Raw genomic sequence first — 13,076 nt, 5'->3', positions numbered from 1 at the left:
TTAATTTCAGGTGTAACTGAATTACAATCTAATCAGTAACACTTTACTCATCTTTCATGATTAGCACTTTGGATTAATGTGCTTCGTCCCAGTTATCACCAAAATCACTATCTGCAATTAATGGGACATCTAACGTCACTGCTCCTTCCATTAATGCTGTCACTTGTTTAATAACTTCCTCTAATGCATCTTCTTTCACTTCGAATACTAATTCATCGTGTACTTGCATTAATAAGCTAACTCGACCATTACCTTCCGCTTCAATCCAGTTATCCACTAGAATCATCGCTTTTTTGATAATGTCCGCTGCAGTACCTTGCATTGGCGCATTGATTGCTGCACGTTCTGCAGCTTTACGTCGCATCCCATTACGAGCGTTAATTTCAGGTAGATGCAGACGACGCCCGTATAGGGTTTCAACATAACCTTGCTCCGTTGCTAGCAAACGAGTTTCTTCCATATACTGCATTACACCAGGATAACGCTCAAAATACACATTCATGTAATCTTGTGCTTCACCACGAGGGATGCCTATTTGCTTCGCAAGGCCAAACGCACTCATGCCATAGATTAACCCGAAGTTAATGGCTTTTGCTCGGCGACGATCTTCCGATGTCACCTCTTCAATCGGTACACCTTTTACTTCTGCAGCCGTTGCTGAGTGGATATCTTTACCTGCTGAAAACGCTTCTAGTAACGCTCTATCTTGAGATAAATGCGCCATTATACGAAGTTCAATTTGAGAATAATCGACTGCTAAGATTTTCCAACCATGAGGAGCCACAAACGCTTGACGAATACGGCGACCTTCTTCGTTACGAATTGGAATATTTTGTAAGTTTGGATCAGTCGATGATAAACGCCCCGTCGCTGTTACCGCTTGATGATAAGAGGTATGTACACGACCCGTAGACGGATTTATCATCTTCGGTAGTTTATCTGTATAGGTTGATTTCAACTTGGCTAAACCACGGTATTCTAAAATCAGCTTAGGAAGTTCATACTCTAAAGCCAATTCTTGCAGTACTTCTTCATTGGTTGATGCAGCACCTGATGGCGTCTTTTTAATAACTGGTAGTTCCATTTTCTCAAATAGAATCGCTTGAAGCTGTTTTGGAGAATTCATGTTGAACTCTTGTCCTGCAACTTCATACGCCGCTTTTTCTAACTCATCAAGACGCTGGCCAATCTCAAGTGATTGTGCAGAAAGCAGCATGTCATCAATATAAACCCCTTTTCTTTCCATACGAGAAAGAACAGAAATCAAAGGAAGCTCAATATCAGTAAAGACGGTATTTAATTTTTCATCCGCTACTAATTTTGCGTGCAATACATTATGTAGACGCAGTGTGATGTCAGCATCTTCCGCCGCATAAGGTGCCGCTTCATCTAATGCAATTTGGTTAAACGTAAGTTGTTTCTTACCTTTACCTGCGATCTCTTCAAATGAAATCGTATTATGCTGTAAGTAACGCAGTGCTAGGCTATCCATGTTGTGCTTACCAGCGACGCTGTTATAAACGTATGACTCCAACATGGTATCGAATTTAATGCCTTTCATTTCGATATCATAACGCGCCAATACACTTGCATCGTATTTTAAGTTTTGACCCACTTTTGCTTTGCTGTCATCTTCTAAATACGGTTTTAATTGCTCAAGAACCCAATCACGATCAAGTTGCTCAGGGGCATCAAGGTAGTCATGAGCAACAGGCACATACGCCGCTTCACCTTCTTCGATGGCAAATGACAGACCAATTAGGTTAGCCACCATGTAATCTAGACTGTCAGTTTCTGTATCAAATGCAGCCACTTCAGCATTGTTTAATTTTTCTAACCACGACAAGAAAGCGTCTTGGGTCAAGATAGTTTCATACTTTGAGCGATCAACTTGAGCTGCAACAATTGTTTCTTCTTCAGCTTCATTAGCGCTGTCTGATGATGAGCTTACCGCTCGATTTGCTGATGTTTCATGTGAAACGATCTTGCCATCACTGCCGTCCAGCATTTCCGTAAGCCAACGCTTAAAATTCATTTGACCAAACATCTGAATTAACTCATCCACATTTGGCTCTTGTTTTACAAGATCTTCAGGGGTTTGCTCTAATTCAACATCAAGCTTAATCGTTGCTAATTCATAAGAAAGGTAAGCCCCTTCTTTATTCTCTTCTAACTTCTTCGCCATGCCTTTTGAGCCACGGAAGCCTAATGGTGCTATATCATCAAGGTTGGCATAAAGCGCATCTAAGCCACCCACACCTTGCAATAGTGCTCTTGCTGTTTTGTCACCAATGCCAGGAACACCCGGAATGTTATCTGAGGTATCACCCATTAGTGCGAGATAATCAATAATCAGCTCTGGTGGAACGCCGAACTTCTCTTCAACGCCTTCAGGCCCCATGATCACATTTGTCATGGTATTAATAAGTGTTACGTTTTCATCAACCAGCTGTGCCATATCTTTATCACCAGTACTGATCAGTACTGGAATACCCGCTTTCGATGCTTGAGATGCTAATGTACCAATCACATCATCGGCTTCTACACCTGAGATAGAGATCAATGGTAGGCCCATTGCTTTGATCAATTTATGTAAAGGCTCTATTTGGCAACGTAAATCATCTGGCATTGGCGGACGATTTGCTTTGTATTCTGGATACATATCATTACGGAAGGTTTTTCCTTTCGCATCAAAAATAACCGCAACACGATCCGTTTCAAATTGTTTAAGAAGACTACGTAGCATGTTGATAACGCCATACACCGCACCCGTTGGTTGGCCGTCGCCATTAGTAAAATTAGGCGCTGCGTGATACGCACGGAAAAGATACGAAGAGCCATCCACTAAGATGAATGGATTATCAGGAATTCTTGCCATAGTCGGTATTATCCAGAAGTTATTATGATCAATGAGTTTCATTTTATACCCAAGCCACATCAAAATGCTGCTCTTCATTCCTTTTTTCTCATTTTATTTATCAAAAGTTCACATTACATTTATAACTCATCTGTGGATAACTCTGTTTGTAATTATTTTTCGCGCAATTAATAACTATTTTATCATTTCAAAAAAAGCAGATTAAAAACTAAAAAATCAAAAGCTTAGTTCAACTAAAACGATCAACAAAGAGATCCTCACTTGATCATCCCTTGTGGACAATAATATTAACCATGACATTTTCTATTAAAAAACTGATCATTTAAAAACGTATGTTTTTCTAAAAAATGGGCTAACAACTCAAAAAAAAGACAAAAAAAAGCGGCGTCTTCGTAAAGAAGCGCCGCTCAGCAAAAAGAGAATAATGGCAGTCGTTAACTTAGAAACGTCACCACTACTCATATAGCTGATTTACACTGGAAGCAATGTGAGCAATGTCGTGCCTTCTTGAAATAGTGCGGGGTAACTTGTGTTTGCGTTATTCCCTGAAGACAAGGTAATAATAACCATTCTCACTTGTATTGCAATGGTTAAATGAGAAAAGATCTCACTTAATTTTTCAACACATTAATAATCAATAAGATAGAAAATAAAAAAGGCCAGCAAATTGCTGACCTTGGTATACATTTTAGTGAAACTCTACGACTGAGAAGGCTGAGTTGCTAATTGATGCCCTTCTGACGTTAACTTACGAATCAAGTAATTCAGTAGCACACCATACATTGGAACAAATAAGCCTAAGCTAATCACTAATTTTACACCGTAATCAACCAACGCAATTTCAGTCCAATGTTCTGCCATGAAAGCATCAGGGCTGTGATAAAAAGCAATAGCAAAGAACGCTAAGGTATCAATCGCGTTACCAAATAGAGTTGAACACGTTGGTGCTATCCACCACTGTTTTAACTGACGAAGACGATTAAACACATGAACATCTAATATCTGCCCAAGTAAATAAGCCATAAAGCTTGCTATCGCAATACGCGCAACGAATAAATTAAACTCGCCAAGCTGGGAAAAACCTTGATACTGGCCTTCAAAAAAGACAACAGATAAGAAATACGATACCGCTAATGCTGGCAACATAACAAAGAAGATGATACTTCTTGCCATTTTTGCACCAAAGATCCGAACCGTTAAATCCGTTGCTAAGAAAATAAATGGGAAGGTAAATGCACCCCACGTGGTATGAAATCCAAACAAAGTGAATGGGATCTGAACCAAATAGTTACTTGATGCAATAATCACAAGGTGGAACACAACAAGGAAGGATAAAGCGTTGCGCTGTTGCGCGAGCGTAAATGTACTCATACAAGTACCTTTTTGTCATTGGGGGCGAGGGAACCCAAATTAAACACAAAGCTAAAATCACCGTTTATTTACGTAATGACTCTAGCCAATTTTCAGGGCGGTGATTATACATTAACCGCTTTTGATCACAAGAACAGCTTAGAACAAACCCGCAATAAATGCTAACTCTTCTTGATGCTCAGTTCGTGCTAATGCCTCTAACCACACTGAATTAGAATAATGCTCAGCACGTAACATAAATTGTGCACCTTCAAAATCAATCAACCAAGAATGAAGATCGGCATCCATTTGTTGTTCCACTATTGTAGCGTCCATTGCTGTAATTAATTGCTTACCAATGACTTCAAATGAGTCAAAATGAAATTCAGGTACAGAAAAAATAATACGCCCAGCTTCTTCATCAAACTCCACCACTGAAAATAAACTCATGACTTATCCTTGTCCGGTAATGTGCATTTCTATTAAATCCAAGAATGGATCGGCATATTTTTCTAACTTCTTCTGCCCTACGCCATTCACAGCAAGCATTTCACCGTATGAGGTTGGAGTTATGTCTGCCATATCCATTAATGTCGCATCACTAAAAACGACATAAGGCGGTAAGTCATCACGATCTGCAATCGATTTACGCAATTTTCGTAACTTGGCAAACAGCTGTTTATCATAATGACGATTATTTAATTTCTCTGATTTAGCCGTTTTCGCAGCAGTATCTAATCGCGGAACGGCAAGTTCTAACGCTTCTTGCCCCTTTAAAATTGGGCGAGCTTCTTCGGTTAATTGCAATGTCGAATTTCGGGTAATATTTTGAGCTAATAAGCCTTTATGAATCAATTGGCGAATAATACTAACCCAGTACTCATGACTGTGTTCTTTACCAATACCATAAGTCGATAACTTATCATGGCCATGTTCACGAATACGGGCGATCTTTAGCCCTCGTAATACTTCCACCACATAGCTAACACCAAAACCTTGGTTTACTCGATATACGCAAGATAATGCTTTTTGTGCCGCTTCTGTACCATCAAATTGTTTTGGTGGATCTAAACATACATCGCAGTTACCGCAAGGCTTAGCGCTGTATTCTCCAAAGTAGTTTAATAGTACTTGGCGACGGCAAGTTTGGGCTTCAGCAAAAGCGGTCATGGCATTCAGTTTATGGCTTTCTACCAATTTTTGAGGACCTTCAGGCTTCTCTTCTACCAGTTTTCTTAGCCATACAATATCCGCAGGATCGTATAACATTACCGCTTCTGCTGGCAAACCATCACGCCCTGCTCGTCCTGTCTCTTGGTAGTAAGATTCAATGTTCTTAGGAATATCAAAGTGTGCGACAAAACGGACGTTTGATTTATTAATCCCCATACCAAAAGCAACCGTAGCGACTACTATCTGAATATCGTCTCGCTGAAACGCTTCTTGTACGTAGTTGCGCTCATCCAAATCCAAACCAGCATGATAAGCCGCCGCTCGAATATGATTGTTGCAGAGCTTTTCCGTCAGCATTTCTACTTTTTTACGACTGCCACAATAGATCACACCACACTGGTTTTTCTGTGTGGCAAGATAACGAACAATTTGACTTACTGGCTTGTGTTTTTCTAATACCGTATATCGGATATTTGGGCGGTCAAAACTGCCCAAATATTCATGAGGATTCGGTAAAGAGAGACGATTTAAAATGTCTTTACGCGTAGCATCATCAGCTGTCGCGGTTAAGGCCATAATAGGAACAGCAGGAAAGCGTTGTTTGATTTGGCCAAGAGAGGCGTATTCTGGACGGAAATCATGCCCCCATTGTGAAATACAGTGCGCTTCATCAACAGCGATCATACATAGGTTTAAGGACTCTAAACGATCCATAAAATCACGCATCATCACGCGCTCAGGAGAAACATACAACATTTTCACCTGACCCGAATTCACACGATTCCAAATCGCTATTTGTTCTTCGCGATCAATGGTTGAATTTAAACACTCCGCTCTTACCCCATTGGCTTTAAGCTGATCAACTTGGTCTTTCATCAATGAGATTAAAGGAGAAATAACCAAGGTTAGCCCGTCAAAAACCAACGCGGGAATTTGATAACACAGCGACTTACCACCACCTGTTGGCATAATAACGAGGCTGTCTTTACCATCAAGGACGGCATTAATGACTTCTTCTTGTCCAACACGGAATTCTTGGTAGCCAAACACGTCTTTTAAAACGGTATAACTTGGCGATACCTGTTCCATTAACTGCTCTGCGATAATGCTGGACATAAAAAACTCATCAATACTATGGGAGGCTCATTCTACCTATGGTTATTGGTGAGGAAAAGAGCAATAGGAAAATACTAGGCACATTCGACACTCCACTCTATACTTCGTCGCATAATAACGCCTACAAGGTGTGATCATAAAAACACCTTATCTATTACAATACTTCATTAAGAATTTGCTTATGCCAGCCACAGAACTCGAACAACAGCGCACTCGCCAGGGTGTTTTTTTTGCTCTTGGTGCTTACACCATGTGGGGCATTGCACCTATTTATTTTAAAACCATCAGTGAAGTTTCGCCTTTTGAGATTTTAAGCCACCGTGTAATTTGGTCTTTCTTTTTTCTGGCTGGATTACTGTTTCTATCTAAAGGCTGGAAAACCGTTTCTAACACGTTAAAAGATAAGAAAAAAATGGCTTATCTGGCAACCTCAGGATTATTAATAGGGACTAACTGGCTCATCTTTATCTGGGCTGTTACCGCCGATCATATGTTGGATGCCAGTCTCGGGTACTTTATCAACCCTATTTTTAACGTCATGCTAGGAATGGTTTTCTTGGGTGAGAGGCTACGCAAACTACAGTGGCTTGCGGTTACTTTTGCCGTCATTGGTGTGGTTATTCAGCTAGTCACTTTTGGCTCTATCCCTATCGTTGCATTAGCACTAGCTTGTAGTTTTGGTTTTTATGGCTTATTACGTAAAAAAGTAGCGATGGATGCACAATCTGGCTTATTTATTGAAACCTTAGTTCTATTGCCGATAGCTACAACTTATTTATTATTTATCGCAAATTCTCCGACTTCTGATTTCACAACGAATTCCACAAACCTAAATTTGCTATTAATTGCTGCAGGTATTATCACAACCGTACCTTTACTTTGTTTTACTGGTGCTGCGACTCGATTAAAACTAACCACATTAGGTTTCTTTCAATATGTTGGACCAAGCCTAATGTTTATTCTTGCGGTTGGTTTATACGATGAAGTTTTTAGTGCAGATAAGGCCACTACCTTTGGATTCATTTGGTGTGCATTAATCCTCTTTACTAGTGATGCATTTATCATCAACAAAAAGAAAAAACAAATACAACCCTAGTGCAAAAACAATAAGCAAACAAAATTACAGCATTTACACTGTGTTTTTTCGATTTATGTTTTATTTTTGTCATTTTAACAAAGAAAACCAAACCTAGTCATGAAGTTTATTCCTTAATATGTGACACTAAGCCAATAATAAAATTATAAATAACTGACAATATTGTAAATAGGTTGGAACTATGGCTAGGTGTAAAAATTGTAAAGCGGAATTACCGTTATTACCATCTAAGAGAAGCTTTGTAGAAAGACATATAACACAACGCAACACAAAGAAATTTAAATGTCATGAATGTAATGAATTACAATTTACGAGTCCCTTTGATTCAGTAAAAACAGACATGGCAAAATAAAAAAAGAGAGCGAATTCGCTCTCTTTTTTATACTCTATGTATAACTTTATATTACATTGACTCTAACTTTGCATATTGAGTAACAAGCCATTTAATACCTTCGCCATTAAAGGCAACTTGTACTCTACCTTGTGCACCTGCACCTTCAAAGTTAATGATCGTACCTTCACCAAACTTAGGATGTTTAACTCGTTGACCTAGTGCATAACCGGTTTCATTAAAGTTATTATTAATCGCTTTTTGACCAAACCGACTGTCAGATGACCCTTCTTGAGAACCATAGCTACCATAAGATCCAGTTCGACTTACTTTGGCCTTCATACGAACTTCTTCAACACAAGTAGTTGGTAACTCTTTAATAAAGCGCGACGGTTTGTGGTATTTCTCTTGGCCATACACTCGGCGTGTTTCTGCATAAATAATATACAGCTTTTCCATCGCTCGCGTCATACCGACATAACAAAGACGACGTTCTTCTTCTAAACGCCCCGCTTCTTCTGCTGACATTTGGCTTGGGAACATGCCCTCTTCAACACCTACCATAAATACTAATGGGAATTCCAACCCTTTGGCACTGTGTAATGTCATCAGTTGAACCGCATCTTCAAACTCATCTGCTTGACCTTCACCGGCCTCTAATGCTGCATGAGTTAAGAAAGCAGTAAGATCGGTCATCTCTTCTGCTTCTTCAGGCTTATCAAACTGACGAGTCGCCGTTACCAATTCTTCCAAGTTTTCAATACGTGCTTTTGATTTTTCGCCTTTCTCTTGCTCATACATGGTAAACAGTCCTGAGCTTTTAATTACTTGGTCCGTTTGTTCATGTAAACGACAATCACGAGTATCGTCTTCTAATGCATTAATTAGTTCGATAAAACGGCTTAGCGCCCCCGCAGCACGACCCGGTAATACTTGCTCTTCAATCAAAGCAAGGCTGGCTTGCCACATGGTCGCCCCACGTTCACGCGCTGCAAAACGTACCGTTTCTAATGTTTTATCACCCAAGCCACGCGTTGGTGTATTTACAACACGCTCAAAAGCCGCATCATCATGGCGATTGTTCATTAAACGAAGGTAAGACAAAGCATCTTTGATCTCTTGTCGTTCGAAGAATCGCATACCACCATAAATTCGATACGGTAATCCTGCTTGAATTAAGGCTTCTTCTAATACACGAGATTGGGCGTTATTACGGTATAAGAATGCAGAATCTTGCAGAGTGCCACCGTTATCGCGCCACTCTTTAATTTTACCTACAGCAAAACGAGCTTCATCCATTTCGTTATAAGCAGAATAAATAGAAATCAAATCGCCATCAGCATCTTCAGTCCATAACTTCTTACCCATGCGCTCAGTGTTATTACTGATCAGTTCATTGGCGGCGTTTAGGATGTTAGCTGTTGAGCGATAGTTTTGCTCTAAGCGAATGGTTTTTGCTCCCACAAATTCATCTAAGAATTTCTGAATATTTTCGATCTGAGCACCACGCCAACCATAGATAGACTGATCATCATCACCCACGATCATCACTTTACAATCAGCACCCGCCATCATACGTAACCATGCGTATTGGATGTTGTTGGTATCTTGGAATTCGTCGACCAAAATGTGCTTAAAACGCGCTTGATAATGCTTACGAACGTGTTTGTGATCACGCAGTAATTCATGAGCACGAAGTAAGATTTCAGCAAAATCAACCAGACCTGAACGATCACACGCTTCTTGATAAGCGGTATATACTTTTAACCATGTTTGAGCGATAGGATCATTAAAGGTATTAATCTGATGAGGACGTAATCCTTCGTCTTTCTTGCCATTAATAAACCAAGCTGCTTGACGCGCAGGCCAGTTCTTATCATCCAAGTTCTGAGCTTTGATCAAACGTTTCAATAAACGTTGTTGATCATCAGAGTCTATAATTTGAAAGCCTTCAGGTAATTTCGCATCCAGATAATGTGCACGAAGAATACGATGACAGATACCATGGAAAGTACCGTTCCACATTCCGCCCGCACTGCCATGCATTAACTCTTCAATACGACCACGCATTTCTGCTGCCGCTTTGTTAGTAAACGTCACTGACATAATAGAGAAGGGAGAAGCTTGCTCGATTTGCATTAACCATGCGATACGATGAACAAGTACTCGAGTTTTACCACTACCAGCACCCGCAAGTACAAGCATGTTTTCTAACGGAGCGGCTACGGCTTCGCGCTGTTTGTCATTAAGACCATCAAGAAGAAAAGAAACGTCCATCACATCACACTGGTTATTTATACATGTGAGTGAAGTATATACTGAAATGAGGTGAGACCCAACCTAGAGGTCAGATTTGCTTTTGAATTGAACAAAGCTAAGACTGACTCGCAACCTAACTTTGTTTATTTTATGCTTTATTTAGAGATAAATTACACTTGCTTTGATTTACATTGTTGCTGTCCACTGCGGTAAGAAAGCACTGACGCTTCTTTTATATCACTGTAAACCACTTCATAAAATTGAGGTAAATTAAAGTTCACTTTATCTGGGAATTCTAAATCAATATTATTACGACTTGAGGTGTAGTAATGATTAATACTATTCACCATGTCATCTTTGCTGCCGTAGCACTCATGATAAATTTCAATCTTATTATCTTCATCTAAGACGTAAATATTAAAACCATCATCATTATAGTCTGAGGCATCAAAGAAGAACTGAATGAGTCCTTCACTCGCAAATGAATCCACGACATCAGGAATAACAACACCACTATTATCACCTAAAGGTATTGTCGTTGAACCAATCGCTTTATTAGTTGAAATACTTGAATAAAATTGTACTGAATCTTCTAATTTCTGAATAGATACACCACGACGCTCAAAGAACAAGCCATACATAGTCGATCCAATTTTAATGCCCTTAAAGCGACGACGCTTTTCGTTATTTTCGACAGGTTTTAAACGAAGTTCGATACATTCAGCCAATAGTTGGTAAATGTTGTTACGGATAATGCCACGCATTTGTTTGCTATAGCAAAAAACATCAACCGATTCAGGACGAGCTGCATCTTGATGCATTTTGCATAATACCGTTTTCAGAGCATCAAGAATTGCCGTCTCACCACTAAAATTAAGCGTTCTAACTTCATGCCATGAGTTTCGATATACTAAATCCACGCTACCAATAAGATTGTTCTGCTCGCTACCGCAACTAAAGATATCTGCATCCGTCTGATTCATACGCTCAGGCTTCATCTTCAATGTTTCAGTAGGATCACTTTCTAAATTGATAAATATTGATAATTGGCGAACCTCACATGGGCTGCCTAACTCTTCTTTGGTCGGCTGTGGCATATGCACAGAAAATGTATTTCTTAAGTCGCTTACCATTTGGTAAAACTTATCAATATTCAGATCGGCTTGGCGTACAACCGCATCTAATCGTGTTGATTCCGTCAGCAGGCCATTAAAGAATGCCCACGCCACCAATTTACTTAAGTATCTATTATGCTCTAATTGCTTTGCACCCATCAATTCTTTAGCGATTAGTGGTTGTTTATATACATACCAACCCGCTTTATTAACGCCAGTATCTTGCACTTCAATAAAGCTTAAATCAGCTTCATGCAGATCAGGGGAAATTTGTGGATTAAGTAAAGTAACCTTACCAGGAAGCTCTTCAAATGCAGCGTAAAGCTTACGAGCAAGAATACTGATATCCTCGGGGCTAATCGACGATGTTATGTCATTATTACGCGCAAAACGGATCAAGTTACGGTAACTTTGCATTAAGGCTTCAAGCAAATCATTATGTGATTTTTTAACTTGCTCAACCTTCCATGTACGACGAGAATCAAGCTCAACTATCGTTGCTTGAGACCACCCCCATTGTGATGTTAGCTCTGTTAACACCTTACGACGCCACTCAACTGAACCTTTTCCTTGCTTACGAGACAGTTTCTCATGAGTTTTTAAATAAAAGCTACGACGTACAAGTTCTAAACGAGCCATATCATTGGTTCGCTCAAGGTACCGCGTTACTTTTTCCAGCATTAAATAATACGCATCCATACCATAGAGATCTGGCTCATCGGCAAAAAAACGACGTTTACTATCAATACTTAATAATTGAGTGTGTGGGTATTCCCAAGAATAGGCTTCCAATAAAATCGCTTTTAATACCGATTTGAACGGTGAGTCGATACTTTTATAAAGTTGCCACAAGCTCGACCCAAAATACTCTTCAGCAGGGATATGATTTAGACGACCAAAGTCAATCCACTCTTCTTTTCTAATTACACCTTGCTGACAAAGCTGATCAACATATTCGTCATAGCTTTCTTCCATTTCTGGAGGAATGATCTGCCATAATAATTGTTGCCCACCAAGACATACTGCGGTTCGATAAAACTCATCAAGTAACAACAGATGCTGTGAAGACCCACAGTTATCTCCTGTCATTTCTTCAGAATAAGTGTCACGGAAACGCGTTTGTTCCATCAAGAAAAAATTTGCTTCAATATAAAACTGCGCAGCCCACTCAGTCAGAGCATCGCATTTTTGTTGCAAGAGGTTTTTTTTCTCTGCTGGAAGGTGCTCTGGTATACACACCCAAATATCAAGATCACTGGTGACAGTTTGTCCGATAGATGAAGTACTGCCCATTGAATACAAACCAAGAATATTGCCTTGGTTAGAAGTAGAAAGAGGATAACGAAGCGTCAGTTGAGCCATCCACTCACGCTGTTTCTTATTTGCATGAAATTGTTTAATACCACTAGGTGCACCTTCAATAAACCCCGGAAGCTCCGAGTGATTGAAATGCAGCAGCAATGGCAATTGATGGAAGATCTCTTGCCCAAGTGGTTTCATTAATGCTAACGCGCGATCTATACGCTGTTCAGTAAGACGCTGTTGTCGGGCGATTAATGTTTCAATATAGGTTTGCAAATAGAAAGCCTGGCTCATCTTTGTCATCAATGATGACGATTCATATTGAACATAACTCGTCCAATACCGACTATAAAACGTGATCAAGATAACACTTTTCATTACTGGCGTAAAGTTTACGCATTAAGCGCAATCCTAGGTCCCCTAGTAATTGCGGTGTTGTTTTTAACCTATAATCAC

Annotated in this window: 7 protein-coding genes; 1 reads left to right on the top strand and 6 read right to left on the bottom strand. The window is 39.8% G+C overall.

What is annotated here, in order from left to right; all coding sequences use genetic code 11:
* Nucleotides 1-73 precede the first annotated feature (73 nt).
* From polA to recQ, 4 genes are all read right to left on the bottom strand, one after another.
* Nucleotides 74-2,878, bottom strand: coding sequence for a DNA polymerase I (gene polA / locus AC2IP4_RS00315; RefSeq protein ID WP_486310732.1), 2,805 nt, complete (start codon nt 2,876-2,878; stop codon nt 74-76).
* 699 nt (nt 2,879-3,577) lie between these two features.
* Nucleotides 3,578-4,249, bottom strand: a complete 672-nt coding sequence (locus AC2IP4_RS00310) for a 7-cyano-7-deazaguanine/7-aminomethyl-7-deazaguanine transporter (protein WP_375321511.1) — start codon at nt 4,247-4,249, stop codon at nt 3,578-3,580.
* Between the two features lie 138 nt (nt 4,250-4,387).
* Nucleotides 4,388-4,678: a DUF3630 family protein gene (locus AC2IP4_RS00305; RefSeq protein WP_375321510.1), complete on the bottom strand. Its 291-nt coding sequence runs from the start codon at nt 4,676-4,678 to the stop codon at nt 4,388-4,390.
* Between the two features lie 3 nt (nt 4,679-4,681).
* The gene (gene recQ / locus AC2IP4_RS00300; RefSeq protein ID WP_486310457.1) at nt 4,682-6,517 is read right to left on the bottom strand and encodes an ATP-dependent DNA helicase RecQ; all 1,836 of its coding nucleotides are present in this window, start codon (nt 6,515-6,517) and stop codon (nt 4,682-4,684) included.
* A gap of 181 nt (nt 6,518-6,698) precedes the next feature.
* Between recQ and rarD the strand changes: the two genes are divergently transcribed.
* The gene (gene rarD / locus AC2IP4_RS00295; protein ID WP_375321508.1) at nt 6,699-7,613 is read left to right on the top strand and encodes an EamA family transporter RarD; all 915 of its coding nucleotides are present in this window, start codon (nt 6,699-6,701) and stop codon (nt 7,611-7,613) included.
* A gap of 403 nt (nt 7,614-8,016) precedes the next feature.
* On the opposite strand, the gene uvrD is transcribed toward rarD, so the two are convergent.
* Together uvrD and AC2IP4_RS00285 are read right to left on the bottom strand one after the other, a co-directional pair.
* A complete protein-coding gene (gene uvrD, locus AC2IP4_RS00290) occupies nt 8,017-10,221 on the bottom strand; it encodes a DNA helicase II (RefSeq protein ID WP_375321507.1) in 2,205 nt (734 codons plus the stop codon).
* 152 nt (nt 10,222-10,373) lie between these two features.
* Nucleotides 10,374-12,896 (bottom strand): class I adenylate cyclase, encoded by a 2,523-nt coding sequence (locus AC2IP4_RS00285; protein WP_486310731.1) that lies wholly within the window; start codon nt 12,894-12,896, stop codon nt 10,374-10,376.
* Between the last annotated feature and the right edge of the window lie 180 nt (nt 12,897-13,076).

The organism is Aliivibrio thorii (genome assembly GCF_057368585.1).
Note: the sequence above shows the minus strand (reverse complement) of the source record. Positions and strands in the feature narration are given on the sequence as shown.

Excerpts from the sequence above, each read along its gene's own strand:
- polA (WP_486310732.1), bottom strand. The coding sequence starts at position 2,878 with ATGGCAAGAATTCCTGATAATCCATTCATCTTAGTGGATGGCTCTTCG.
- AC2IP4_RS00310 (WP_375321511.1), bottom strand. The coding sequence starts at position 4,249 with ATGAGTACATTTACGCTCGCGCAACAGCGCAACGCTTTATCCTTCCTT.
- AC2IP4_RS00305 (WP_375321510.1), bottom strand. The coding sequence starts at position 4,678 with ATGAGTTTATTTTCAGTGGTGGAGTTTGATGAAGAAGCTGGGCGTATT.
- recQ (WP_486310457.1), bottom strand. The coding sequence starts at position 6,517 with ATGTCCAGCATTATCGCAGAGCAGTTAATGGAACAGGTATCGCCAAGT.
- rarD (WP_375321508.1), top strand. The coding sequence starts at position 6,699 with ATGCCAGCCACAGAACTCGAACAACAGCGCACTCGCCAGGGTGTTTTT.
- uvrD (WP_375321507.1), bottom strand. The coding sequence starts at position 10,221 with ATGGACGTTTCTTTTCTTCTTGATGGTCTTAATGACAAACAGCGCGAA.